Below are 24,854 nucleotides of genomic sequence, written 5' to 3' on the forward strand. Positions count from 1 at the left end.
ACATTGAAAAAACAGCCTGTTTTTTTATGCTAATTTCTTCGCCAGTTTACGGCCTAATGATTCGAGAATATAAATAACCGGGATTTGCGTGGTGACATCATAAACACCGGCAATACGCATTTGCGGCGCATGCCAGGAAATATTGAAATCCGCAAGCTTAGCCAGACGGGAGTGCTCATGGCTGGTGATGGTCATTACTTTACAGTTATGCAGGCTGAACTGGCTGGCAAAGCGCAGGATCTCTTCCGTTTCGCCGGAGACTGACAGCACAATCGCCAGCGCGTTTTTCGCCATATCATTGGTCACCGGGAAATAAGGATCGTCAATATGGTTGCTGAATTTTCCGATATTGGAAAAGAAGCGTGCGCCATATTTTGCAAGCGATCCAGAAGTGCCTGCGCCGACAAAAATAATACGTTCGGAAGCGAAAATAATATCGACCGCCTGATCCAGAAGCGTATCAAACTCATCGTTATTCACGCTTTTAAAAAAGCTGATGATCTCCCCGGCACCAAAATTTGCCTGCGGCGGTTCGTTCTGCTCTAAATATAATTTATAGCGCACGCGGAATTCTGAATAGCCGTCGCAGTTCAGCTTGCGGCAAAAGCGCAGCACGGTGGTCGTGGAGACGCCAGCGGCGTCGGCCAGCTCGCGAATAGTCATGTACATCACCTTGTCGCTATTCTTGATGACGTAGTGATAAACCATCATCTCAAGATTATTGAGGCTGGCGACAGCGGAGTGAGTAAACAGGGTCACGGGCTTGCAGGATCCTTTCAGGGCAACTGAACGGCTCTATGCTGCCACAAAACGGCGGAAACAGGAATCAACCCGTTGCGAAGAGACGCGCCCATAAAAAATGAACAGCTGTAAACTTAATATTTCCCGCCACAGATGGAAGCGAAGCGGCTGACAATTTTTTTAGCGAACAGGTGTGCACTGGAATCATTCTCAGTTACTCTGAACAGGTTATCGCCCGTGTCGCGCGTTTGTCATCCTCGCGCCCCTGAGTGGCGGTGAGTCATCTTTAGATTTCCTGGAGTACGCTAATGGTTGAAAAACCGCTTAACACCAAGGGATATTCAGTGGCTGAGGAAATAGCCAACAGCATCAGTCACGGTATTGGGCTGGTGTTTGGGATTGTCGGGCTGATACTGCTGCTGGTGCAGGCGGTGGATAACCACGCCAGCATCACGGCGATCACCAGTTTTACCGTTTACGGCGTCAGCATGATTGTGCTGTATCTGGCCTCCACGCTCTATCACGCCATTCCGCATCCGCAGGCCAAAACCTGGTTAAAGAAATTTGACCACTGTGCCATCTATTTATTAATCGCTGGCACCTATACCCCATTTTTACTGATCGGGCTGGATTCGCCGCTGGCGCGTGGCCTGATGATAGTGATCTGGAGCCTGGCACTGCTGGGGATCCTGTTTAAGCTGACCATTGCGCACCGCTTTGAGGTGCTGTCGCTGATCACCTATCTGGCGATGGGCTGGCTGTCGCTGGTGGTCATTTATGAAATGGTGATGAAGCTGGCCGTCGGCAGCGTGACGCTGCTGGCCGTGGGAGGCCTGGTTTATACGCTGGGGGTGATCTTTTACGCCTGCCAACGCATTCCGTATAACCACGCCATCTGGCACGGCTTTGTGCTGGGTGGCAGCGTCTGTCACTTCCTGGCGATTTATCTGTATATCGGCACAGCGTAATCATTGCCGGTAAGGTGATTGAAAGCCCGGCAAGCAACGCGCCGCCGGGCAAACCAGCCTGGATCAGGCCTCTTCTAACGAGTAAGGCAGCGGCTCGATAGCCAGCGTGAAGCTGTCATCGCGCACACGGAACACGCTATCCCGCTCCATATCGTTATTCATTACTACCTGCACCAGCAGGCGTCCATCTTCCAGTTGAGCGGCGGCGAGCACCGTGCCGGTTCGACGCCAGTTCTCACCCAGTTTCATTTCCAGGTCCTCACCGGCTTCTGGCACACGGCTGGCTTTACCCGCCAGATACCACATCGCGCGCTTGTTCGCGCCACGGAATTTCGCCCGCGCCACCATCTCCTGACCGGTATAGCAGCCTTTTTTAAAGCTGATACCGCCCAACGCCTGAATATTGGTGGCCTGTGGCAGGAACTGCGCGCTGTTTGCGGCATCAATGACCGGCAGACCGGCCTCAATGTTGAGCGCCAGCCATTGCTGACTGTTATTGAGCTGCGCTTCGCCGCGCAGGGCCTTGGTGATGCGCTCCGCGGTCGCGACATCGGTCACCAGCAGGAAACGCTCTGCCGGGTGCTCAAACCACAGAATTTGCGTGGCACCCTCCTGCACAACCTGCGTCTGCGGGTCGGGAAGGGTAGAAAACAGGTTGGCCAGCGCGGCACGAGCCTGGAAGCCCGCCACGCCCAGCAGCACATGCTCGTCGTCGGCGGCGATCGTTACCTTCGAGAAGACAGCGTATTTTTTCAGCTCGGTCAGTTGCGTTTCGCGGATGCTGCGACGCTCAATCCACGCGAAGCCGCCGTTACGACGGAACAGACGCAGGTTGCTCCACATTTTGCCTTTCGCATCGCAATGGGCGACCAGCAGATGCTGATGTTCAGTTAACTGGGCCACGTCGTTGGTGACCTGGCCCTGCAGGTATTTCTCGCTGTCGGCACCGGTAATGGTTGCCAGCGCCCAGTCATCGAGCGTCATGAGCGTCAGCGGCAAACGCGCAGAGGCGCAGGGCAGACGCGGAGGAAACGGAGTAAAAGCCATAATGATGTCCTGGTTAGCTTAACGCTGTATGAAGGCTTAATGGTAAAAGAGCCGTGGGTCAATGCAAGCGGTAATCGCACGTTCCGCACAGCTTGCGAGTTTGCACGCAAAAAATGGTAATCCTTACATTTTTAGTGGTTTATTCTGGAAGCCTGCTTCCGAAGCCGAACATTCCGGTGAGGATTGACTGAAAAAAGCGTTACACTAGAAGCCTTCTTTAACGTCGCTATGCAGGAAAAGAACATGGATATTACTAACAAAGCCCGCATTCACTGGGCGTGCCGCCGAGGTATGCGTGAACTCGATATTTCCATCATGCCTTTCTTCGAACATGAGTACGATTCGCTAAGCGATGACGACAAACGCCTGTTTATCCGCCTGCTTGAGAGCGACGATCCGGATTTATTCAACTGGCTGATGAATCACGGCAAACCTGCGGATACGGAATTGCAGCGGATGGTACAGTTAATTCAGACACGGAATCGGGAACGTGGTCCTGTGGCAATCTGATTTACGCGTCTCATGGCGCTCACAGTGGCTCTCTTTATTAGTCCACGGCCTGGTCGCGGCGCTGGTGCTGCTTATCCCCTGGCCGTTGAGCCTGACGCCGCTGTGGTTATTACTGCTTTCGCTGGTGGTGTTTGACTGCGTTCGCAGCCAGCGCCGCATCAACGCCAGCCACGGTGAAATTAAACTGCTGATGGATTCGCGCCTGCGCTGGCAGGGTAAGGAATGGGAGATTACCGGCACGCCCTGGATGTTAAACAGCGGCATGATGTTGCGTTTACGTCGCAGCCCGGACGGCAAACGGCACCATTTATGGCTGGCGGCAGACAGTATGGATGTGCAGGAATGGCGTGAGCTGCGCCGGATGATTTTGCAGCTACCGGCGCAGGAAAAACACTGAGGATCAGACGAAGTTTTCTGCCATTTCACCGAGGATTTGCTCGCACCAGCTTTGCAGGCGTTCTTCGCTTAAATCGTATTGATTGGTTTCATCAAGCGCCAGGCCGACAAACAGCTGCCCGTCAGCAATGACCGGTTTTGGGCTGGTGAACTCATATCCTTCGGTAGGCCAGTAGCCGATAAACTTCACCGCTTTGCTGGACAGTTTATCGTGCAGCATGCCGAGGGCGTCGAGGAACCATTCGCCATAACCGAGCTGGTCGCCCATGCCGTAGAGGGCAATCATTTTGCCATCGAGGTTTAGCGAATCCAGTTGATCCCAGATGGCTTCCCAGTCTTCCTGCAGTTCGCCGAAATCCCACGTTGGGATACCGAGGATCAGCACATCATACTGCTCCATCAGTGTTGGCGCGTCGTCTTTAAGGTTGTGCAGCGTCACCAGTTCCGGGCCGATAATGTCGCGAATTTTCTCGGCTGCCATTTCGGTATAGCAGGTACTGGAACCATAAAAAAGACCAATGTTCATAGCGTAAACGTCTCAATTCCTGATGTGGCTTTGCGCACAGTGTACCAGAATCAATACGCATTCAGGCATAATGCACTGACGCAGAAAAGAAGGGGCAACGATGGAACAGGATCTCGCACGCATAGAACACTTTCTCGACGCCCTGTGGCTGGAACGCAATGTCGCTGAGAATACATTGAGCGCCTATCGTCGCGATCTGCGCATGCTTGTTGAGTGGCTGCACCATCGCAACAGTGATCTGCTTAGCGTGCAGCATGACGATTTACAGGCGCTGCTGGCCGAGCGCGTCACCGGCGGTTACAAAGCCACCAGCTCTGCCCGTTTGCTAAGCGCAATGCGGCGCTTTTTCCAGTATCTGTACCGGGAAAAAGTGCGTCCCGACGATCCCAGCGCCGTGCTGGCATCGCCAAAACTGCCGCAGCGGCTGCCAAAAGATCTCAGCGAAGCGCAGGTAGACCGCCTGTTGCAGGCGCCGCTTACCGATCAACCGCTGGAGTTACGTGACAAAGCCATGCTGGAAGTGTTGTATGCTACCGGCCTGCGCGTGTCGGAACTGGTCGGGTTGACGATGAGCGACATCAGTCTGCGTCAGGGCGTGGTGCGGGTGATCGGTAAAGGTAATAAAGAACGGCTGGTACCGCTGGGCGAAGAAGCGGTCTACTGGCTGGAGAACTATCTTGAGCACGGGCGGCCCTGGCTTTTAAACGGCGCATCGGTTGATGTGGTGTTTCCCAGTAATCGCGCCCAACAAATGACCCGCCAGACGTTCTGGCATCGCATAAAACATTATGCCATTCAGGCGGGTATAGACAGTGAAAAGCTTTCGCCGCACGTGTTGCGACATGCCTTCGCCACGCATCTGTTAAACCATGGCGCTGATTTGCGCGTCGTGCAGATGCTGCTCGGGCACAGCGATCTCTCCACTACGCAGATTTATACGCATGTGGCAACGGAACGCTTGCGGCAACTCCATCAACAGCACCACCCACGCGCGTGATGCTGACTTATTAAGGATGTGAAATGAAAAAGAGTTTGATGATGTTCACCCTGCTGGCGGCGTTCAGTTCTGCGGTTCAGGCCGACGATGCGGCCATTAAGCAGACGCTGGCGAAGCTGGGCGTGCAGAGTACAGAAATCCAGCCATCGCCGATTAGCGGGATGAAAACCGTGCTGACCAACAGCGGCGTGCTGTACGTCACCGAAGACGGCAAACACATGATCCAGGGGCCGCTGTATGACGTGAGCGGCGCGCAGCCGATCAACACCACCAACAGCATGCTGATGACGCATCTCAACGCGCTGGAAAAAGAGATGATCGTGTATAAAGCGGCGAATGAAAAACACGTCATCACCGTGTTTACCGACATCACCTGTGGTTACTGCCACAAGCTGCATGAGCAGATGGCCGATTACAACGCGCTGGGCATCACCGTGCGTTATCTGGCTTTCCCGCGTCAGGGGATGCAGAGCGAAGCGGCGGACAACATGAAGGCCATCTGGTGTGCGAAAGATCGCAACAAAGCCTTTGACGAGGCGATGGCGGGTAAAGGCGTGAAAGCGGCCAGCTGTGACATCGACATTGCCGACCAGTATGAGCTGGGCGTGCAGTTTGGTGTTAGCGGCACGCCGGCGATTGTGCTGAGCAATGGCTATGTGGTGCCGGGCTATCAGGGCCCGCAGGAGATGAAAACCTTCCTGGATGAACATAAAAAACAGACCGGCGGTAAATAATTTTCGTGAAACTTCAGAGACAACTTCGCCGTCGCGAGCCTGATCCGGCGGCAAATCTGCCGGATAACCTGCCGCCCCTGTTACGCCGTTTATATGCCAGCCGTGGCGTGGTATCGCCTGCGGAGCTGGAGCGCGGCGTGAAAGGCATGTTGCCCTGGCAGCAGCTGAGCGGCGTGGAGCAGGCGGCGGAGCATTTGTACCAGGCGTTCAAGCAGGGGCTGCGCATCATGGTGGTCGGCGATTTCGATGCCGACGGCGCCACCAGCACCGCGCTGAGCGTGCTGGCGATGCGGGCGATGGGCTGTCCGAACGTCGCCTATCTGGTGCCGAACCGCTTTGACGATGGCTACGGATTAAGCCCGGAAGTGGTCGATCAGGCCCATGCCCGTGGCGCGCAACTGATCCTCACCGTGGATAACGGCATTTCGTCCCATGCGGGTGTGGATCGCGCCCATGAACTGGGCATTCCAGTGCTGGTAACCGATCACCATCTGCCAGGTGACACGCTGCCGGAGGCGGAAGCCATCGTTAACCCAAACCTGCGCGACTGCGCGTTCCCGTCGAAATCACTGGCAGGCGTTGGGGTGGCTTTTTATCTGATGCTGGCGCTGCGCACCCATCTGCGCGATCAGGGCTGGTTTGAAGCGCAGGGACTGGCGATCCCTAATCTGGCTGAGCTGCTGGATCTGGTGGCGTTGGGCACCGTGGCTGACGTGGTGCCCCTTGACACCAATAATCGTATTCTCACCTGGCAGGGGTTGAGCCGTATCCGGGCAGGCAAGTGCCGCCCCGGTATTAAAGCCCTGCTGGAAGTCGCGAATCGTGACGCGCAAAAACTGGCGGCCAGCGATCTGGGGTTTGCTCTCGGTCCGCGCCTGAACGCTGCCGGACGACTGGATGACATGTCGGTCGGCGTGGCGTTGCTGCTGTGCGATAACGTTGGCGAAGCCCGCGTGCTGGCCAGCGAACTGGATGCGCTAAATCAGACGCGAAAAGAGATCGAGCAGGGGATGCAGGCTGAAGCGCTGGCGCTGTGCGAAAAGCTGGAGCGCAGCAGCGAAGCGCTGCCCGGCGGGCTGGCGATGTACCATCCTGAATGGCATCAGGGCGTGGTCGGCATTCTTGCCTCCCGCCTGAAAGAGCGCTTTAACCGCCCGGTGATCGCCTTTGCCCCCGCAGGCGAAGGCCTGCTGAAAGGCTCGGGCCGTTCTATTCAGGGGCTGCACATGCGCGATGCGCTGGAGCGCCTGGATACGCTCTATCCCGGTATGATGATTAAATTCGGCGGCCATGCGATGGCGGCCGGGCTGTCGCTGGAAGTGGCACGTTTCGACGAGTTCCAGCAGCGCTTTGGCGCGCTGGTGACCGAATGGCTGGATCCGGCGCTGTTGCAGGGGGAGATCGTGTCCGATGGCCCGCTGGATGCGCAGGAGATGACGCTCGGCGTGGCCGAAATGCTGCGTGATGCCGGACCGTGGGGACAGATGTTCCCGGAGCCGTTGTTTGACGGCCATTTTCGCCTGTTGCAGCAGCGCATTGTCGGCGAGCGCCATCTGAAAGTGATGGTCGAGCCGATCGGCGGTGGCCCGTTGCTCGATGGCATCGCCTTTAATGTCGATACCAGCCTCTGGCCGGACAACGGCGTGCGCGAGGTGAACCTGGCCTATAAACTCGATGTAAACGAGTTCCGTGGAAATCGCAGCGTTCAGCTGATCATCGACGACATCTGGCCAATTTAGCGCCAGTATTCGCTATAAAACAGGGCGTAATTCCGGTAGAATTCCGCCCTTATAACCGCATTTTGACAAGTCCAATAAAAGAAAACAGACCATGTTTGAAATCAATCCGGTAAAAAACCGCATTCAGGACCTCACAGAGCGCTCGGACGTTCTTAGGGGGTATCTTTGACTACGATGCCAAGAAAGAGCGTCTTGAAGAAGTAAACGCCGAGCTGGAACAGTCGGACGTATGGAACGAACCTGAACGCGCTCAGGCGCTGGGTAAAGAGCGTTCCTCCCTCGAAGCTATCGTTGAAACGCTGGATCAAATGAGCCAGGGTCTGGAAGACGTCGCAGGCCTGCTTGAGCTGGCTGTGGAAGCCGACGATGAAGAAACCTTCAACGAAGCCGTAGCTGAACTGGACGGGCTGGAAGATAAGCTGGCACAGCTTGAGTTCCGCCGTATGTTCTCCGGTGAATATGACAGCGCCGACTGCTACCTGGATATTCAGGCTGGCTCCGGCGGCACTGAAGCGCAAGACTGGGCCAGTATGCTGACCCGTATGTACCTGCGCTGGGCTGAAGCCCGCGGCTTCAAAACCGAAATTATCGAAGAATCCGAAGGTGAAGTGGCGGGTATCAAATCCGTGACCATCAAGATTTCCGGCGATTATGCCTACGGCTGGCTGCGTACCGAAACCGGCGTTCACCGCCTGGTGCGTAAGAGCCCGTTCGACTCCGGCGGCCGCCGTCACACCTCGTTCAGCTCGGCGTTTGTCTACCCGGAAGTGGATGACGATATTGATATCGAAATCAACCCGGCGGATCTGCGTATCGACGTTTACCGCGCCTCCGGTGCGGGTGGTCAGCACGTTAACCGTACTGAATCGGCGGTGCGTATTACCCACTTGCCGACCAACACCGTCACGCAGTGCCAGAACGACCGCTCTCAGCATAAGAACAAAGACCAGGCCATGAAGCAGATGAAAGCGAAGCTTTATGAACTGGAAATGCAGAAGAAAAACGCTGAGAAGCAGGCGATGGAAGATAACAAGTCCGACATCGGCTGGGGCAGCCAGATCCGTTCTTATGTGCTGGACGACTCCCGCATCAAAGACCTGCGTACCGGTGTTGAAACCCGTAACACGCAGGCGGTGCTGGATGGCAGTCTGGACCAATTTATTGAAGCAAGTTTGAAAGCAGGGCTATGAGGAACCAACATGTCTGAACAACAAGCACAGGGCGCTGAAACCGTAGTTGATCTGAACAATGAACTGAAAGCTCGCCGCGAAAAGCTGGCACAACTGCGTGAGCAGGGTGTTGCGTTCCCGAACGATTTCCGTCGCGATCATACCTCTGACCAACTGCATGCCGACTACGACGCCAAAGAGAATGACGAGCTGGAAGCGCTCGGTATCGAAGTCGCCGTCGCGGGCCGTATGATGACCCGCCGTATCATGGGTAAAGCCTCATTCGTGACGCTGCAGGACGTGGGCGGCCGTATTCAGCTGTACGTCTCCCGTGACGATCTGGCGGAAGGCATCTACAACGAGCAGTTCAAAAAGTGGGATCTCGGTGACATCCTCGGCGCGCGCGGCAAGCTGTTCAAGACCAAAACCGGCGAGCTGTCCATCCATTGCACCGAGTTGCGTCTGCTGACAAAAGCCCTGCGCCCGCTGCCGGACAAATTCCATGGCCTGCAGGATCAGGAAGCGCGCTATCGTCAGCGCTACCTGGATCTCATCGCCAACGAAGAATCCCGTAACACCTTCAAGATCCGCTCGCAGATCATGGCCGGTATCCGCCAGTTCATGGTGAGCCGCGACTTTATGGAAGTGGAAACCCCGATGATGCAGGTCATCCCTGGCGGCGCTTCTGCGCGTCCGTTTGTGACGCATCACAACGCGCTGGATCTGGACATGTACCTGCGTATCGCGCCGGAGCTGTACCTCAAGCGTCTGGTGGTTGGTGGCTTCGATCGCGTGTTCGAGATCAACCGTAACTTCCGTAACGAAGGTATCTCCGTTCGTCATAACCCTGAGTTCACCATGATGGAACTCTATATGGCCTACGCGGATTACAAAGATCTGATCGAGCTGACCGAGTCCCTGTTCCGCACCCTGGCGCAGGATATTCTGGGCAGCACCAAAGTGCCTTACGGTGAAGAAGTCTTCGACTTCGGTAAGCCGTTCGAAAAACTGACCATGCGCGAAGCGATCAAGAAATACCGTACTGAAACGGATCTGGCCGATCTGGATAACTTCGACAGCGCGAAAGCCATCGCTGAAAGCCTGGGCATCAAAGTTGAGAAGAGCTGGGGTCTGGGTCGCATTGTGACCGAGATCTTTGAAGAGACCGCGGAAGCGCATCTGATCCAGCCGACTTTCATTACCGAATACCCGGCAGAAGTTTCTCCGCTGGCACGTCGTAACGATGAAAACCCGGAGATCACCGACCGCTTCGAATTCTTCATCGGTGGACGTGAAATCGGTAACGGCTTTAGCGAGCTGAACGATGCGCAGGATCAGGCGAAACGCTTCCAGGATCAGGTTGACGCGAAAGCCGCAGGCGACGACGAAGCCATGTTCTTTGACGAAGACTACGTTACCGCGCTGGAGCACGGCCTGCCGCCAACAGCCGGCCTCGGCATTGGTATCGACCGTATGGTGATGCTGTTCACCAACAGCCATACCATCCGCGACGTGATCCTCTTCCCGGCCATGCGCCCGGTTAAATAATCACGCGGAATGCAAACAAGCCCTGGCCGCAATGCCGGGGCTTTTTTTATGCAGCGGCGAAAAGGCGCAGCTTTTCGCGTACCTCAGGCCGGGCCACCTGTTGCACCATCCACGGACTAAACGCCCAGGGCGTGGCATCCACGACGCAGAATAGCGCTTCCAGCGTCACCCATTGATAATCCATCACCTCATCGGCATTGACCGCCAGCGGCGTAATGACGCGCGCGGCGAACACCGGGCAGATTTCATTTTCGACAATGCCCGAGGGATCGGTTTCGCAGTAGCGGAATTCCGGACAGATCGGCGCAATGTCGGCGATGGTTGCACCCACTTCAAACTGGCAGCGGCGGATCACCGCGGCGGTAAACGCTTCCCCGCTCTGCGGATGCCCGCACACAGAATTCGTCCACACGCCCGGCCAGGCTTTTTTATGCAGTGAGCGGCGGGTCAGCAGACATTCACCGTGCATATTGAACAGCCAACTGGAGAAGGCAAGATGCAGGGGGGTGTCAGCATGATGCGCGGCATATTTTTCCTGGGTTCCGGACGCCATTCCGTGCTCATCCAGTAAAATCACATGTTCCTGTAGCATTACCATCATCCACTCTCATCCAGCCAGAATAACGGCTTCATTATACGTGAGCGTCGATAAAGCAGTTTGCGCTGGCGCGCTTAATCTGGCTCGACCAGATCCATTCGCCAGCTGGATAAGGGAATCATCGCTAATGCATTTTGCATCGCGGCTGTGGCTGCTATCATATGCAGTCATATTCATTTGTTCCGGGGAAGTGTTTTGATTGCAGGACGCCTGATGAAAAACCCGTGTCGACTTCTTATCTGCCTGGCGTTCAGCCTGTTGCTGGCGGCATGCTCATCGAAAAATGCCGCCGATGGCGAGACTTACACCGTTAAGCGCGGTGACACCCTTTATAAAATTTCCCGCGTCACCGGCACCAGTGTGAAAGAGCTGGCGCGCCTGAACAGTATCTCGCCGCCTTATACCATTGAAATTGGTCAGCGTCTGCGAATAAACAGCAGCGGAAAATCAGGTGGATCCTCGGGCAAGGGCGGCAAAACCGCGTCCGCCAGACCGTCAGCCTCCGTGCCGTTAGCCTCGTGGCCGCCAGTGGGGCAACGCTGCTGGCGCTGGCCGACGAACGGCAAAATCATCCTGCCGTACTCTTCCGCCGATGGCGGTAACAAGGGGCTGGATATTGCCGGTACGCGTGGACAGCCGGTCTACGCCGCCGGTGCCGGTAAAGTGGTGTATGTCGGCAACCAACTGCGCGGTTACGGCAATCTGATCATGATCAAGCACAGCGAGGATTACATTACGGCCTATGCCCATAATGATTCGTTGCTGGTGAATAACGGTCAGAGCGTGAAGATCGGTCAGAAGATTGCCACCATGGGCAGCACCGACGCCGACTCAGTGCGACTGCACTTCCAGCTGCGTTATCGCGCCACGGCTATCGATCCGGCGCGTTATCTGCCGCCGCAGGGCACTCCGCCTAAATGTTGATCAACGGCTAAGCGATTAATATATCGCCGGTTAGCCGCCATGCGGCTTGCCAGACGGTGCGTAAGGTTTATAATGCCCTACGCACCTCAAAGCGGGCGTAGTTCAATGGTAGAACGAGAGCTTCCCAAGCTCTATACGAGGGTTCGATTCCCTTCGCCCGCTCCAGATCTCTCCGTTTCCTGCGCTTACCACACCCTTTGTTGTTAACCTCGTAGTCACCACGCTTGCACATCGGTATGCTAGATTCGACCTTATAAAAACATCACACCGAGCCAATGTCATGGATAAAGCACTCCTGGAAGCGGGCTACCGCCTCTACCGCGGTCAGCAAATAGATGTCTATTTCAATACCGCACTCTGTCAGCATGCCGGAAAGTGTGTCCGCGGCAGCGCGGCGCTTTTCGATCTGAAACGCAAACCCTGGATCATGCCGGATGAAGTGGATGCGGCAACGGTTACACGCATTATCGACACCTGCCCGAGCGGTGCACTACAGTACCGCCAGAACAAAGAGAGCGAATGATGGAAATCCTTGAAGGCCATAATAAATTTTATGTGAATAACGCCGACGGCGAGCAGATCGCGGAAATCGTTTTCGTCCCGACCGGCGAGCATTTAAGCATTATCGAACATACGGATGTCGACCCGAGCCTGAAAGGTCAGGGCGTTGGCAAACAGCTGGTAGCGCGCGTGGTGGAAAAGATGCGTCAGGAAGAGCGAAAAATTATCCCTCTCTGCCCCTTTGCCAAACATGAATTTGATAATACCCGCGAGTATGACGATATTCGCGCCTGATATATTTCCACGTTAATTCTCGGCAAAAGGCCATCAGATTATTATCTGATGGCCTTTTCTTTTATTCGTTATTCCAATGACCCCCTGCACTGCGCTGGTACAAATATGTGCAACGGTAGTGCAGCGCATTATTTGAAATACCCTTTAATATTTTAAATAAACTCAATAAATCAATATCTTAAATTTCTGGCACGGCGGTTGCTATCTGGATTTCATCTTGTATACCAACAGGGATCCAGAATATGACAGCAATGACAGGACAGGGGTTGGCCGCGTGGCAGCAGTATATTCGCCAGCACAGCGACGATCTAATTTCACTTCTTGAGGCGTATGCCGGATCCCTGTCGACAGAGGATAACGCTTGGATCGCCATTGCCAGCGCCACGCAGATCCGAGATCAGCTCGAACCCTTACTGACGCAGTATCAGCAGACGCCGGATGCGCTGCCGTTATTCGGCATTCCGTTTGCGGTGAAAGACAATATTGATGTCGCGGGCTGGCCGACCACTGCCGCCTGTCCGGCCTTCGCTTATCTCGCTGAGCGCGATGCCTTCGCCGTGGCAAAACTCAAAGCGGCGGGCGCGATTGTTATCGGCAAAACCAACCTGGATCAGTTCGCCACCGGGCTGGTGGGCACGCGCTCACCTTATGGCGCGGTCAGCAATACTTTTAACGCCGATTACGTCAGCGGCGGCTCCAGCTCCGGCTCGGCGTCGGTGGTGGCGCGCGGTCTGGTGCCGTTCGCGCTGGGCACCGACACCGCCGGATCCGGGCGCGTCCCGGCGGCCTTTAACAATATCGTCGGACTGAAGCCCACCAAAGGCTGGCTCTCCGCGCAGGGCGTGGTGCCTGCCTGCCGCCTGAACGACACGTTATCGGTATTCGCCCTGACGGCTGAAGACGCGTTTTATATCACGTCACTGGCTGCGGGCTATGACGCCGGGGATGCGTACTCCCGCGTGCATCCGGCCACCGCGCCTGCCGCGATCCCCCAAAATCCGGTGTTTGCCATCCCGGCAACCCTGACCTTCTTTGATGATGCCAAGGCGGAAGCCGCGTGGGAACAGGCGCTGGCAGCGCTGCGCGAAAGCGGCGCAAGCCTGAAGCCGATTGATTTCTCGGCGTTTACCCGCCTCGCAGAACAGCTGTATCAGGGGCCGTGGGTGGCGGAGCGCACCGCCGCGGTGGGCGCTCTGTTGAATGCCCCGGAGAAAATGGATCCCACCGTGCACGGCATTATTTCTGCCGGACGCAAGTTCAGTGCCGTGGAAGCGTTTCAGGCGGAATACCTGCGCGCCGAGCTGGCGCAGCAGATCAACGCCGCCCTGCGTGAAGTGGATGCGCTGGTGGTGCCGACCTCGCCGACCATTCACACCATTGATGAGATGAAGCAGGAGCCGGTGCGCTTTAACTCGCAGTTTGGCACTTATACCAACTTTACCAATCTGGCGGATCTCGCGGCGCTGGCGCTGCCTGCGCCGTTCCGCGCCGACGGCTTACCGGCCGGGATCACGCTGATCGCCCCGGCCTGGCACGATCGCGCGCTGGCGGATTTTGGGATCCGCTGGCAGCAGCAGCTGGCGCTGCCGCGGGGAGCGACGGGCCTCGCGTTTACGCCATCGACAACAGCGCTGCCGGTATCGGCGCAGCATGTGCGGGTGGCGGTGGTTGGCGCGCATCTGCGCGGTATGCCGCTCAATTTCCAGCTTGTCAGCCGCCAGGCGGTATTTGTGGAAACCACGCAAACCGCCGCCTGCTACCGGTTGTATGCGCTGGCGAATACCCAGCCACAGAAACCCGGTCTTGCCCGCGCGGATGAGGGCGCGGCCATTGAGGTGGAGCTGTGGGACATCCCGCTGGCCCGCTTCGGCGAATTCGTTGCGGAGATCCCGCCGCCGCTCGGCATCGGCACGCTGGAGCTGAGTGATGGCCGTCTGGTGAAAGGCTTTATTTGTGAACCGGCAGCGCTGTCTGATGCCACGGACATTACCGCATTTGCAGGCTGGCGCAACTGGATCGCCCGCAAGGAGACCCGCCATGTTTAATACCGTTCTTATCGCTAACCGCGGCGAAATTGCCTGCCGCGCTATCCGCACCCTGAAGCGCCTCGGCATCACCAGCGTGGCGGTATATTCCGACGCCGACAAAAACGCCGAACACGTCAAACAGGCGGATGTGGCACTGCCCCTCGGCGGTGAAAAAGCCAGTGACAGCTATCTGCGCATCGACAACATCATTGCCGCCGCGCAGGAGAGCGGGGCGCAGGCCATCTGGCCCGGCTACGGTTTTCTCTCCGAAAGCCTGGCGTTCGCCGCCGCCTGCGACAGCGCCGGGATCGTCTTTATCGGCCCGACCGCAGAGCAGATCGGCGAGTTCGGCCTCAAGCACCGCGCCCGTGAACTGGCCGCCGCCGCAGGCGTGCCGATGACGCCGGGCACCGGGCTGCTCAATTCCCTGCCGGAGGCGCAGAGTGCTGCGGCGATGATCGGCTATCCGGTGATGCTGAAAAGCACCGCGGGCGGTGGCGGCATCGGCCTGACGCGCTGCGCCGACGATGAGGCGCTGGCGCAGGCGTGGGAAAGCGTGCGCCGTCTGGGAGAACAGTTTTTCAGTGATGCGGGGGTGTTCCTCGAACGCTGCATCGATCGCGCGCGCCATATCGAAGTGCAGATTTTTGGCGATGGCAACGGCAACGTGGTGGCCCTCGGCGAGCGCGACTGCTCCCTGCAACGCCGCAATCAGAAAGTGGTGGAGGAGACGCCCGCGCCGCATCTGCCGCCAGCCACCCGCGAGGCGCTGCTGAACGCCGCCGTACAGCTGGGTAAACAGGTGAACTATCGCAGCGCGGGAACGGTGGAGTTTATCTATGACAGCGCGCAGGACGCCTTTTATTTCCTCGAAGTGAACACCCGCTTACAGGTGGAGCATCCGGTGACCGAGTGCGTCACCGGGCTGGATCTGGTGGAGTGCATGCTGCGTGTCGCCGCCGGAGAGTCCATCGACTGGGCGCGACTGGCACAGGCGCCGCAGGGTGTGGCCATCGAAGTGCGTATTTACGCGGAAAACCCGCTGAAAAACTTCCAGCCCAGCCCCGGCGTGCTGACCGAAGTGGTGTTCCCGCCGGACGTGCGGATTGATACCGGTGTGATCACCGGCAGCGAGGTCTCGGCGTTTTACGATCCGATGATCGCCAAGCTGATTGTCCACGCGCCAACCCGCGAAGCGGCGCTGGCAAAACTTCAGCAGGCGCTGAACGCCACGCGCCTGCACGGTATCGCCACCAACCTCGATTATCTGCGGCAGATCACCGCCAGCGACGCCTTCGTGGAGGGCAATGTCTGGACGCGGATGCTGGACAGCGTAACGGTGGAGAGCGCGGTGATTGAAGTGCTGCAACCCGGCACCTGGAGCAGCGTGCAGGATTATCCGGGACGCCTCGGCTACTGGGACATCGGCGTGCCGCCCTCCGGCCCGATGGATGATTTTGCTTTCCGGCTGGCGAACCGTATTGTCGGCAACCACGACGCGGCGGCGGGGCTGGAGTTTACCCTGCAAGGCCCGGTGCTGCGTTTTCATGCCGCGGCGGTGATTGCGCTGACTGGCGCAGACTGTCAGGCCACGCTGGACGGCGACGCGGTTCCCCTGTGGCAGCCGGTAACGGTGCAGGCGGGGCAGACGCTGACGCTGGGCCGGGCGCAGAGCGGTTGTCGCGGTTATCTGGCCGTGCGCAATGGCATCGACGTGCCGGAATATCTCGGCAGCCGCTCCACGTTCGCGCTGGGGCAGTTTGGCGGTCACGCCGGGCGCACCCTCAGCGTGGCGGATCTGCTGCCCATTTCCCGTCCGGCGCTGATCGCCTGCACCACCCCCGCGCCGGTGAGCGAGCCGCAGGGGCTGTCACCGGTGCTGATCCCGACCTATGGCGATGAGTGGCGCATCGGCGTGCTTTACGGTCCGCACGGCGCGCCGGATTTCTTCACCCAGGCGTCCATCGACGACTTCTTTGCCAGCGAATGGCAGGTGCACTACAACTCCAACCGCCTCGGCGTGCGGCTGGTGGGGCCTAAACCCGGCTGGGCACGGCCCAACGGCGGCGAGGCCGGGCTGCATCCCTCGAACGTGCACGACTGCGAATATGCCATTGGCGCGATTAACTTTACCGGCGATTTCCCGGTGATCCTCACCCGCGACGGGCCGAGCCTCGGCGGTTTTGTCTGCCCGGTGACCATCGCCAAAGCCGAGCTGTGGAAAGTGGGCCAGGTGAAACCCGGCGACCGCATCCGTTTCTGGCCGATGAGTATTGAGGAAGCGGTGGCGCGGGAAAACGCCATGGATCGCATTATCGACTCGCTGCAAACCAGCCCGCTGCCTGCGTTTGAGGTGCCGACGCTGGCGGAGCGCAACGGCGTGTCAGCGGCAGCGCTGGTGTCGCTACCGGCATCCGCGGGTGCTCCGGCCATTGTTTATCGCCAGGCGGGGGATAACTACCTTCTCATCGAGTATGGCGACAACGTGCTCGACCTGGCGCTGCGTCTGCGCGTGCACCTGATCATGGCGCAGCTGCGTGAGCTGGCCCATCCGGGCATTAAAGAGCTGTCGCCGGGCGTGCGTTCTTTGCAGGTGCGTTATGACAGCAAGCTTATCAGCCAGCAGGCGCTGGTGGCGCTGCTGCTGGAAACCGAATCGCGTACGGGTGACGTCAGCCAGATGAAAGTGCCGTCGCGCATCGTGCATCTGCCGATGGCCTTTGAAGATCGCGCCACCCTTGATGCCGTCAGCCGTTATCAGGATACGGTGCGCGCCAGCGCCCCGTGGCTGCCGAACAACGTCGATTTTATTCAGCGCATTAACGGCCTCGACAGCCGCGAAGCGGTCAGAGAGACGATTTTTGACGCCAGCTATCTGATCCTCGGCCTCGGCGACGTGTATCTCGGCGCGCCCTGCGCGGTGCCCGTCGATCCCCGTCACCGGCTGTTAAGTTCCAAATACAACCCGGCGCGTACTTTTACCGCCGAAGGCACGGTGGGTATCGGCGGCATGTATATGTGCATCTACGGGATGGATTCCCCCGGCGGTTATCAGCTGGTGGGGCGCACGCTGCCGATCTGGAACAAGTTCCTGAAAAACGACCAGTTCAACGCCGGCGAACCCTGGCTGCTGCGCTTCTTCGACCAGGTGCGTTTTTACCCGGTCAGCGAAGAAGAGCTGGATCGGCTGCGGGAGGATTTCCGCGAAGGCCGTGCCACGGTGCGCATTGAAGAAACGGTGTTTGATTTCCCGGCCCATCTGCAATTCCTGGACGACAACGCCGATGACATCAGCCGTTTCCGCCAGCATCAGGCCGCTGCTTTTGAGGCGGAAGTGGAGCGCTGGCAGCTTGATGACGACAGCAATCAGGAAATCGCGCCGGTCGCCGAGGAGGTCATTGACGACGACGCCCAGCCGGTGATGGCCGACATGAGCGGCAACATCTGGAAAGTGCTGGTGCAGCCGGGCGACGAGGTGACCGCCGGGCAACCGCTGGTCATCGTCGAAGCCATGAAGATGGAACTGGCGATCGTCTCCCCGCAGGCGGGCCGCGTGAAGCGTCTTGGCTGTAAGCCTGGCCGTCCGGTCAATCCCGGCGACACCCTGCTGTGGCTGGAGTAACTCACGATGCAAATGGCGGCGAGCGGTAAAAACGACAAAACGCGCAGCGCGGGGCTGGCGGAGCGCATCTATCAGGCGTTGAAAAACGAGATTTTCGATTTCCGCCTGATGCCCGGCGAGCATTTCAGCGAAAGCGAGATCTCCGCCCGCATGTCCGCCAGCCGCACGCCGGTACGTCAGGCGCTGTTCTGGCTGGAGCACGAGGGCTATGTGCAGGTCTATTCCCGCAGCGGCTGGCAGGTGCGGCCGTTTGATTTTACCTACTACGAAGCGCTGTATGACTTTCGCATCGTGCTGGAGCGGGAAGCGGTGCGTCGCCTGTGCGGCATGCCGCCGGGACGCTGTTCAGAGCATCTCGCGCCGCTCACGGCGTTCTGGATCGCCGCGCCGCGTATGACGCCAGGCAAAGCGCTGTCGCTGATGGACGAGCAGTTTCACACCACGCTGGTGCAGAGCACCGGCAACAGCGAAATGGTGCGGGTACACGTTGAGCTGACGGAGAAGATGCGCATTATTCGTCACCTCGATTTCACCCGCGAGGATCGCGTCGACGCGACCTACAACGAGCACGCGCGCATTTTGCAGGCCATTGAGGATCAGAACACCGGGGAGGCGCAACAGCTGCTCACCGCACACATTTCCCAAAGCAAAGCCGAGGTCAGAAAAATCACACTACACATGCTCCAGCAGGCCAGTTTGCAACCCGTTTCACCGTAGCCAACAACAACACTCACTCAATACCATTTAGGGGTTTAGTTATGAAAAGACGTTCGTTACTGAAAGCATTTGCCCTGTCCGCCACCTTTTTGAGCATGGGCTTTTCTCTACAGGCATACGCAGCAGACACCATTAAAGTGGGGATCATGCACTCCCTCTCCGGGACCATGGCGATCTCTGAAACGCCGCTGAAAGACATGGCGCTGATGACCATCGCCGAGATCAACGCCAAAGGCGGCGTGCTGGGTAAACAGCTGGAGCCAGTGGTGGTCGATCCGGCCTCCAACTGGCCGCTGTTCGCGGAAAAAGCCCGGCAGTTACTGACCCAGGATAAAGCGGCGGTGGTGTTTGGCTGCTGGACGTCGGTATCGCGTAAATCGGTGCTGCCGGTCTTCGAGGAGCTGAACGGGCTGCTGTTCTACCCGGTGCAGTATGAAGGCGAAGAGATGTCGCCAAACGTCTTCTACACCGGTGCCGCGCCGAACCAGCAGGCGATCCCGGCGGTGGAATACATGATGAGTGAAGACGGCGGCGGCGCGAAACGCTTCTTCCTGCTCGGCACCGATTACGTCTATCCGCGCACCACCAATAAGATCCTGCGTGCTTTCCTGCACAGCAAAGGCGTGAAGGATCAGGACATCGAAGAGGTCTACACGCCGTTTGGCTACAGCGACTACCAGACCATTGTCTCCAACATCAAAAAATTCTCTGCCGGTGGCAAAACGGCGGTGATCTCCACCATCAACGGCGACTCCAACGTGCCGTTCTACAAAGAGCTGGCGAACCAGGGCATCAAGGCGACGGACGTGCCGGTGGTGGCCTTCTCGGTGGGTGAAGAAGAACTGCGCGGGATCGATGCCAAACCGCTGGTCGGGCATCTGGCGGCGTGGAACTACTTTGAATCGGTCAGCAATCCGGTGAACACCAAATTTGTTGCCGATTACCGGGCGTATGCCAAAGCGCACAAGCTGCCGAACGCCGATACCGTCGTGACCAACGATCCGATGGAAGCCACGTATGTCGGCATTCATATGTGGGCGCAGGCGGTGGAAAAAGCAGGCACCACCGATGTGGATAAAGTGCGCGCGGCGATGGCGAACCAGTCGTTCGCTGCGCCGAGCGGCTTTACCCTGACCATGGACGCCACCAATCATCACCTGCACAAACCGGTGATGATTGGCGAAATCGAAGATAACGGTCAGTTCAATGTGGTGTGGCAGACGGAGCAGGCGGTTCGCGCCCAGCCGTGGAGCCCGTACATTGCCGGTAACGACAAAAAGCCGGATCACCCGGTGAAAACCGGCGGGAAATAATTCCCGCAGGCCCGAGGCGCGGGGCAAGACGAGTAGCCCCGCGCCGTGGCTGAACTCATCCGGAAAACAGTGACATGATGAAAATTCTCCCGGCTTTGGGCTGTCTTCTTTTAAGCGGTCTGCTGATGGCAATCCCCGCGCACGCCGGGCCTGCCGCTGATTACGGTCAGGCCAGCCGCGCACAGCAGATCCAGTTGCTCCAGCAGTGGGCCGCCGCACCTGATGCCTCCCGGCTGGCGTTCCTGCAAACGCTCAATGAGGCGGAGGTGGTGACGGATACGCGCGGTCAGCTGTTTACGCCTGCGGGTGACAAATTTATCCCGCTGGAAGGCGATGCCGCCCCGGTGGGCAGCGTCAAAAAAATCTTCCTCAATAACCGGCTGCGCGGGCTGATCAAAAGCGCGCTGGCCTCGCATCAGTTAGTCAGCCCGGACGCCTCCGTGCGACTTCAGGCGGCGCTGACGCTCCAGGCCAGCGCGCAGGCCGATCAGTTGCCGCTGCTCAGCGCACGGCTGGCGGCCGAACAGGATGCGCGGGTGCATACTGCGCTGGCGATTGCGGTGGCGAATTTACAGCTGGCGGACAGTCGGGCAGAAAAACGACTGGAAGCAGTCACGCTGCTGGGCGAAGCCAGCGATCCGCAGGTGCAGGCCAGTCTGATGCGGCTGACGCAGCCGCAGGCAGAGCCTGATCCCGCCGTGCGCGCCGCAGCGGCGGAAAGTCTGGCACAGGTACAGCAGCGACTGAAATGGGGCGAGTGGCTGGGGCAGGCATTCAGTGGTATTTCGCTCGGCTCGATCCTGCTGCTGGCGGCATTAGGACTGGCGATCACTTATGGCCTGCTCGGGGTGATCAATATGGCCCACGGCGAGATGCTGATGATCGGCGCGTACTCCACCTGGCTGGTGCAGGATCTGTTTTCGCGCGTGGCCCCGGAGTGGCTGGCGTTCTATCCGCTGGTGGCGCTGCCGGTGGCGTTCTTTATCACCGCCGCGGTGGGCATGGTCCTTGAGCGCACCATTATCCGCCATCTCTATGGCCGACCGCTGGAAACCCTGCTCGCCACCTGGGGGATCAGCCTGATGCTGATCCAGTGCGTACGCATGTTGTTTGGCACGCAAAACCTCGAAGTGGCGAACCCGGCCTGGCTCTCCGGCGGCTGGGTGGTCCTGCCGAATCTGGTGCTGCCGTACAACCGGCTGGCGGTGATCCTCTTTGTGGCGGGCGTGTTGACCCTCACCTGGCTGCTGCTCAACAAAACCCGTCTCGGCATGAACGTGCGAGCGGTGACGCAAAACCGCCGCATGGCAGATTGCTGCGGCGTGCCGACCGGGCGCGTGGACATGCTGGCGTTCGGCCTCGGCTCCGGCATTGCCGGGTTGGGCGGCGTGGCGTTATCCCAGTTGGGCAACGTTGGCCCGGAACTGGGGCAGGGCTACATCATCGATTCCTTCCTCGTGGTGGTCACCGGCGGCGTCGGTCAGCTGGCGGGCACGGTGGTGGCGGCGCTGGGCCTGGGCGTGCTCAACAAAGTGCTGGAGCCGCAGACCGGCGCGGTGCTGGCGAAAATCGCCATTCTGGTCCTGATCGTGCTGTTTATCCAGAAACGGCCGCAGGGGTTATTTGCATTCAAAGGGCGGGTAATTGACTGATGAGCCAACCACTAACGCTGACCCTGGCCCGACGCGCGCCACGCCTGACCGGGCTGCTGTCCGGGCTGATTTTAATGGCGCTGCTGGCACTGCCGTTTCTCGCTTTGCTGCCTGCCACGCACCCGCTGGCGATCTCCACCTACACGCTGACGCTGATCGGTAAGATCCTCTGTTACGCGGTGGTCGCGGTAGCGCTGGATCTGGTGTGGGGTTATGCCGGAATGCTGTCGCTGGGGCACGGGCTGTTTTTCGCCCTCGGCGGCTACGCGATGGGCATGTATCTGATGCGCCAGGCCACCGGCGACGGGCTGCCGGCCTTTATGTCGTTTCTGTCGTGGACGGAGCTGCCCTGGTTCTGGGCGGGTACGCAGTATTTTGCCTGGGCGCTGTGCCTGGTGATCCTCGTACCGGGGCTACTGGCGCTGGTGTTTGGCTGGTTCGCTTTCCGCTCGCGCATTAAAGACGTCTACTTTTCGATTATGACGCAGGCGCTGACCTACGCCGGGATGCTGCTGTTTTTCCGCAACGAAACCGGCTTTGGCGGCAACAACGGCTTTACCGGTTTCACTACGCTGCTGGGCTTTCCGGTGTCGGCTACCGGCACGCGCATCGGGCTGTTTATCGCCACCGTGCTGTTGCTGGCCGCCACGCTGCTGGTGGGCGTGCTGTTAACCCGCAGCAAGTTTGGCCGTGTGCTGACGGCGGTGCGTGACGCGGAGAACCGCCTGATGTTCTGCGGCTACGATCCGCGCGGCTTTAAGCTGTTCGTCTGGACGCTGTCAGCGGTGCTCTGTGGGCTGGCGGGGGCGCTGTATGTGCCGCAGGTGGGGATCATCAACCCCGGCGAAATGTCGCCGACCAACTCCATCGAAGCGGCGATCTGGGTGGCGCTGGGCGGGCGCGGTTCGCTGATCGGCCCGATCCTCGGCGCGGGGATCGTCAACGGCGCGCGCAGCTGGTTTACCGTGGCCTTCCCGGACTTCTGGCTCTTTTTCCTCGGCCTGATGTTTATTCTGGTTACGCTGTTCCTGCCGCGTGGCGTGATCGGCCTTATTCAACGGAGGAAGCATGACTGATGCGCTCTTTACCCAGCCGCTGCCGCAGGATCGCTATCGAAAGACCACCGATCCGGTGTTGCAGCTGGAAAAAATCAACGTCACCTTTGACGGTTTTCGCGCGTTGACGGACTTATCGCTGTCCATTGGCGTGGGCGAACTGCGCTGTGTCATCGGCCCCAACGGGGCGGGAAAAACCACGCTGATGGATGTGATCACCGGCAAGACGCGGCCGCAGAGCGGACAGGTGTTTTACGATCAGACCATCAGCCTGCTGGACCTGTCGCCGGTGGAGATCGCCCGCGCGGGTATTGGCCGTAAATTCCAGAAACCGACGGTGTTTGAAGCGCTGAGCGTGCTGGAGAATCTGGAGATCGCCCAGAAAACCGATAAATCGGTGTGGCACAGTTTACGGGCGAAACTGAATGGCGAGCAGCGCGATCGCATTGATGAGGTGCTGGAGCTGCTGCGTCTTAGCGTGCATCAGCAGCGACCGGCGGGATTGTTGTCCCACGGGCAAAAACAGTTTCTGGAGATCGGCATGCTGCTGGTGCAGGAGCCGCATTTATTGCTGCTTGATGAACCCGCCGCGGGGCTTACGGATGCGGAAACCGAGTATATCGCCGGGGTGTTCCGGGCGCTTGCGGGCAAGCATTCGCTGATGGTGGTGGAGCATGATATGGGCTTTGTGGAAACCATTGCCGATCATGTGACCGTGCTGCATCAGGGCCAGGTACTGGCAGAAGGCTCGCTCGCGCAGGTGCAGGCGAACGAGCAGGTTATCGACGTTTATCTGGGGCGCTGATCATGTTGCAGGTTAAAGACTTACAGCAGTACTACGGCGGCAGTCATATTCTGCGCGGCTTATCGTTCGACACCCCGCCGGGTGAAATCACCTGTTTGCTGGGGCGCAACGGCGTGGGGAAAACCACGCTGCTGAAATGCCTGATGGGGCTGATCCCGGCGAAATCCGGCACCATTCACTGGCAGGGCACGCTGATTAATAACGCAAAGCCACATCAGCGCGTGCAGCAGGGGATTGCGTATGTGCCGCAGGGACGGGAGATTTTTCCGCGCCTGACGGTGGAAGAAAACCTGCTGATGGGGCTGTCACGCTTTTCCGGCAGCGACGCGAAATCCGTACCGGATGAGATTTATTCCCTGTTCCCGGTGCTGCGGGAAATGAAGCAGCGGCGGGGCGGCGATCTTTCCGGCGGGCAGCAACAGCAGCTGGCGATTGGCCGCGCGCTGGCATGTCGCCCGCAGTTATTGATCCTTGATGAGCCAACCGAGGGGATCCAGCCGTCGGTGATCAAGGAGATCGGCGCGGTGATCCGCGGGCTGGCGAACCGGGGCGATATGGCGATTTTACTGGTGGAGCAGTTTTACGATTTTGCCGCCGAGCTGGCGGATAATTATCTGGTGATGTCGCGCGGGGCGATTGTTCAGGCAGGGAAAGGGCATGAAATGGAGGCGCAGGGGGTAAGGCATTTAGTGGCGATTTAGTGTTGTGGGAAGGTGCCCGGCGGCGCGTTGCTTGCCGGGCCTACGGCTGAAACCTGTAGGCCGGATAAGCGGCAGCGCCACCCGGCACAACTGAAACCTGTAGGCCGGATAAGCGGCAGCGCCACCCGGCACAACTTAAACCTGTAGATACTGTTATGCCATGCAAGCATTTTCCTCATGCAGCGTGGCATCGAACGGGCGTCCTGATTTCAGGACGCCATACGCCACCTGGGCAAGTTTACGCATCATCGCCCCGATTATCAGCTTCGC

General features: G+C 58.5%; 23 protein-coding genes and 1 tRNA gene. 20 read left to right on the forward strand and 4 right to left on the reverse strand.

The genetic code is table 11. From position 1 onward, the window contains the following. Positions 1-24 precede the first annotated feature (24 nt). Positions 25-753 (reverse strand): MurR/RpiR family transcriptional regulator, encoded by a 729-nt coding sequence (locus KW828_RS19100; protein ID WP_088221609.1) that lies wholly within the window; start codon positions 751-753, stop codon positions 25-27. Positions 754-1,049: 296 nt separating this feature from the next. Between KW828_RS19100 and KW828_RS19105 the strand changes: the two genes are divergently transcribed. After that, on the forward strand, positions 1,050-1,709 hold the full coding sequence (locus tag KW828_RS19105; RefSeq protein WP_218337843.1) for a hemolysin III family protein: 660 nt from the start codon (positions 1,050-1,052) through the stop codon (positions 1,707-1,709). A gap of 63 nt (positions 1,710-1,772) precedes the next feature. Here the strand turns inward: KW828_RS19105 and ygfZ are convergent, their stop codons facing one another. Next, complete coding sequence (gene ygfZ / locus KW828_RS19110) at positions 1,773-2,756, reverse strand: tRNA-modifying protein YgfZ (protein WP_218337844.1); 984 nt, start codon at positions 2,754-2,756, stop codon at positions 1,773-1,775. A 243-nt stretch (positions 2,757-2,999) separates the two neighbouring features. Here ygfZ and sdhE point away from each other — a divergent pair, with 243 nt between their 5' ends. Together sdhE and KW828_RS19120 are read left to right on the forward strand one after the other, a co-directional pair. Continuing rightward, positions 3,000-3,266 (forward strand): FAD assembly factor SdhE, encoded by a 267-nt coding sequence (sdhE, locus tag KW828_RS19115; protein ID WP_088221361.1) that lies wholly within the window; start codon positions 3,000-3,002, stop codon positions 3,264-3,266. Further along, positions 3,247-3,663, forward strand: coding sequence for a protein YgfX (locus KW828_RS19120; RefSeq protein WP_218337845.1), 417 nt, complete (start codon positions 3,247-3,249; stop codon positions 3,661-3,663). Before sdhE ends, KW828_RS19120 begins: the two co-directional genes overlap by 20 nt. Positions 3,664-3,666: 3 nt before the next feature. Here KW828_RS19120 and fldB read toward each other — a convergent pair whose 3' ends face one another. Further along, the gene (gene fldB / locus KW828_RS19125; protein WP_218337846.1) at positions 3,667-4,188 is read right to left on the reverse strand and encodes a flavodoxin FldB; all 522 of its coding nucleotides are present in this window, start codon (positions 4,186-4,188) and stop codon (positions 3,667-3,669) included. A 100-nt stretch (positions 4,189-4,288) separates the two neighbouring features. Here fldB and xerD point away from each other — a divergent pair, with 100 nt between their 5' ends. The 5 genes from xerD to lysS all read left to right on the forward strand — a co-directional run bounded on the left by xerD (position 4,289) and on the right by lysS (position 10,375). After that, positions 4,289-5,185: a site-specific tyrosine recombinase XerD gene (gene xerD / locus KW828_RS19130; RefSeq protein WP_218337847.1), complete on the forward strand. Its 897-nt coding sequence runs from the start codon at positions 4,289-4,291 to the stop codon at positions 5,183-5,185. Between the two features lie 23 nt (positions 5,186-5,208). Then, positions 5,209-5,919: a bifunctional protein-disulfide isomerase/oxidoreductase DsbC gene (dsbC, locus tag KW828_RS19135; RefSeq protein ID WP_218337848.1), complete on the forward strand. Its 711-nt coding sequence runs from the start codon at positions 5,209-5,211 to the stop codon at positions 5,917-5,919. Between the two features lie 5 nt (positions 5,920-5,924). Then, entirely contained in the window at positions 5,925-7,658 is a 1,734-nt protein-coding gene (gene recJ / locus KW828_RS19140; protein ID WP_218337849.1) for a single-stranded-DNA-specific exonuclease RecJ, read from the forward strand. A 91-nt stretch (positions 7,659-7,749) separates the two neighbouring features. Beyond that, a protein-coding gene (gene prfB, locus KW828_RS19145; RefSeq protein WP_218337850.1) for a peptide chain release factor 2 occupies positions 7,750-8,848 on the forward strand; the annotation gives its coding sequence in 2 pieces (ribosomal slippage) (positions 7,750-7,824 and positions 7,826-8,848; 1,098 coding nt in all). A 9-nt stretch (positions 8,849-8,857) separates the two neighbouring features. Then, complete coding sequence (gene lysS, locus KW828_RS19150) at positions 8,858-10,375, forward strand: lysine--tRNA ligase (RefSeq protein ID WP_218337851.1); 1,518 nt, start codon at positions 8,858-8,860, stop codon at positions 10,373-10,375. Between the two features lie 46 nt (positions 10,376-10,421). Here the strand turns inward: lysS and idi are convergent, their stop codons facing one another. Next, entirely contained in the window at positions 10,422-10,967 is a 546-nt protein-coding gene (gene idi, locus KW828_RS19155) for an isopentenyl-diphosphate Delta-isomerase (RefSeq protein ID WP_218337852.1), read from the reverse strand. 219 nt (positions 10,968-11,186) lie between these two features. Between idi and actS the strand changes: the two genes are divergently transcribed. The 12 genes from actS to urtE all read left to right on the forward strand — a co-directional run bounded on the left by actS (position 11,187) and on the right by urtE (position 24,584). After that, positions 11,187-11,897: an amidase activator ActS gene (gene actS / locus KW828_RS19160; protein WP_218337853.1), complete on the forward strand. Its 711-nt coding sequence runs from the start codon at positions 11,187-11,189 to the stop codon at positions 11,895-11,897. A gap of 91 nt (positions 11,898-11,988) precedes the next feature. Beyond that, a tRNA-Gly gene (locus KW828_RS19165) sits at positions 11,989-12,062 on the forward strand. 115 nt (positions 12,063-12,177) lie between these two features. Beyond that, the gene (locus KW828_RS19170) at positions 12,178-12,420 is read left to right on the forward strand and encodes a (4Fe-4S)-binding protein (RefSeq protein ID WP_218337854.1); all 243 of its coding nucleotides are present in this window, start codon (positions 12,178-12,180) and stop codon (positions 12,418-12,420) included. Continuing rightward, entirely contained in the window at positions 12,420-12,692 is a 273-nt protein-coding gene (locus KW828_RS19175) for a GNAT family N-acetyltransferase (RefSeq protein ID WP_072569866.1), read from the forward strand. The genes KW828_RS19170 and KW828_RS19175 overlap by 1 nt, the downstream gene beginning before the upstream one ends. A gap of 242 nt (positions 12,693-12,934) precedes the next feature. Next, positions 12,935-14,737 (forward strand): allophanate hydrolase, encoded by a 1,803-nt coding sequence (gene atzF, locus KW828_RS19180; RefSeq protein ID WP_218337856.1) that lies wholly within the window; start codon positions 12,935-12,937, stop codon positions 14,735-14,737. Beyond that, on the forward strand, positions 14,730-18,341 hold the full coding sequence (gene uca / locus KW828_RS19185; RefSeq protein ID WP_218337857.1) for an urea carboxylase: 3,612 nt from the start codon (positions 14,730-14,732) through the stop codon (positions 18,339-18,341). Before atzF ends, uca begins: the two co-directional genes overlap by 8 nt. Positions 18,342-18,353: 12 nt before the next feature. Further along, on the forward strand, positions 18,354-19,058 hold the full coding sequence (locus KW828_RS19190; RefSeq protein ID WP_218337862.1) for a GntR family transcriptional regulator: 705 nt from the start codon (positions 18,354-18,356) through the stop codon (positions 19,056-19,058). Positions 19,059-19,099: 41 nt separating this feature from the next. Further along, on the forward strand, positions 19,100-20,371 hold the full coding sequence (gene urtA / locus KW828_RS19195) for an urea ABC transporter substrate-binding protein (protein WP_218337858.1): 1,272 nt from the start codon (positions 19,100-19,102) through the stop codon (positions 20,369-20,371). Positions 20,372-20,448: 77 nt separating this feature from the next. Further along, positions 20,449-22,023, forward strand: a complete 1,575-nt coding sequence (gene urtB / locus KW828_RS19200; RefSeq protein WP_218337863.1) for an urea ABC transporter permease subunit UrtB — start codon at positions 20,449-20,451, stop codon at positions 22,021-22,023. Beyond that, positions 22,023-23,099 (forward strand): urea ABC transporter permease subunit UrtC, encoded by a 1,077-nt coding sequence (urtC, locus tag KW828_RS19205; protein WP_218337859.1) that lies wholly within the window; start codon positions 22,023-22,025, stop codon positions 23,097-23,099. Before urtB ends, urtC begins: the two co-directional genes overlap by 1 nt. Beyond that, the gene (urtD, locus tag KW828_RS19210; RefSeq protein WP_218337860.1) at positions 23,092-23,883 is read left to right on the forward strand and encodes an urea ABC transporter ATP-binding protein UrtD; all 792 of its coding nucleotides are present in this window, start codon (positions 23,092-23,094) and stop codon (positions 23,881-23,883) included. The genes urtC and urtD overlap by 8 nt, the downstream gene beginning before the upstream one ends. Positions 23,884-23,885: 2 nt before the next feature. Continuing rightward, positions 23,886-24,584, forward strand: coding sequence for an urea ABC transporter ATP-binding subunit UrtE (urtE, locus tag KW828_RS19215; RefSeq protein WP_218337861.1), 699 nt, complete (start codon positions 23,886-23,888; stop codon positions 24,582-24,584). The last annotated feature ends 270 nt before the right edge of the window (positions 24,585-24,854 follow it).

The sequence above is a fragment of the Enterobacter sp. ENT03 genome (assembly GCF_019218745.1).
In the GTDB taxonomy this organism is placed as follows: domain Bacteria; phylum Pseudomonadota; class Gammaproteobacteria; order Enterobacterales; family Enterobacteriaceae; genus Enterobacter_D.

Coding starts and splice junctions, on each gene's coding strand:
- uca (WP_218337857.1), top strand. CDS start 14,730: ATGTTTAATACCGTTCTTATCGCTAACCGCGGCGAAATTGCCTGCCGC.
- urtC (WP_218337859.1), top strand. CDS start 22,023: ATGAGCCAACCACTAACGCTGACCCTGGCCCGACGCGCGCCACGCCTG.
- urtA (WP_218337858.1), top strand. CDS start 19,100: ATGAAAAGACGTTCGTTACTGAAAGCATTTGCCCTGTCCGCCACCTTT.
- urtB (WP_218337863.1), top strand. CDS start 20,449: ATGAAAATTCTCCCGGCTTTGGGCTGTCTTCTTTTAAGCGGTCTGCTG.
- actS (WP_218337853.1), top strand. CDS start 11,187: ATGAAAAACCCGTGTCGACTTCTTATCTGCCTGGCGTTCAGCCTGTTG.
- KW828_RS19170 (WP_218337854.1), top strand. CDS start 12,178: ATGGATAAAGCACTCCTGGAAGCGGGCTACCGCCTCTACCGCGGTCAG.
- urtD (WP_218337860.1), top strand. CDS start 23,092: ATGACTGATGCGCTCTTTACCCAGCCGCTGCCGCAGGATCGCTATCGA.
- ygfZ (WP_218337844.1), bottom strand. CDS start 2,756: ATGGCTTTTACTCCGTTTCCTCCGCGTCTGCCCTGCGCCTCTGCGCGT.
- urtE (WP_218337861.1), top strand. CDS start 23,886: ATGTTGCAGGTTAAAGACTTACAGCAGTACTACGGCGGCAGTCATATT.
- sdhE (WP_088221361.1), top strand. CDS start 3,000: ATGGATATTACTAACAAAGCCCGCATTCACTGGGCGTGCCGCCGAGGT.
- atzF (WP_218337856.1), top strand. CDS start 12,935: ATGACAGCAATGACAGGACAGGGGTTGGCCGCGTGGCAGCAGTATATT.
- KW828_RS19175 (WP_072569866.1), top strand. CDS start 12,420: ATGGAAATCCTTGAAGGCCATAATAAATTTTATGTGAATAACGCCGAC.
- idi (WP_218337852.1), bottom strand. CDS start 10,967: ATGCTACAGGAACATGTGATTTTACTGGATGAGCACGGAATGGCGTCC.
- KW828_RS19190 (WP_218337862.1), top strand. CDS start 18,354: ATGGCGGCGAGCGGTAAAAACGACAAAACGCGCAGCGCGGGGCTGGCG.
- fldB (WP_218337846.1), bottom strand. CDS start 4,188: ATGAACATTGGTCTTTTTTATGGTTCCAGTACCTGCTATACCGAAATG.
- xerD (WP_218337847.1), top strand. CDS start 4,289: ATGGAACAGGATCTCGCACGCATAGAACACTTTCTCGACGCCCTGTGG.
- dsbC (WP_218337848.1), top strand. CDS start 5,209: ATGAAAAAGAGTTTGATGATGTTCACCCTGCTGGCGGCGTTCAGTTCT.
- lysS (WP_218337851.1), top strand. CDS start 8,858: ATGTCTGAACAACAAGCACAGGGCGCTGAAACCGTAGTTGATCTGAAC.
- KW828_RS19105 (WP_218337843.1), top strand. CDS start 1,050: ATGGTTGAAAAACCGCTTAACACCAAGGGATATTCAGTGGCTGAGGAA.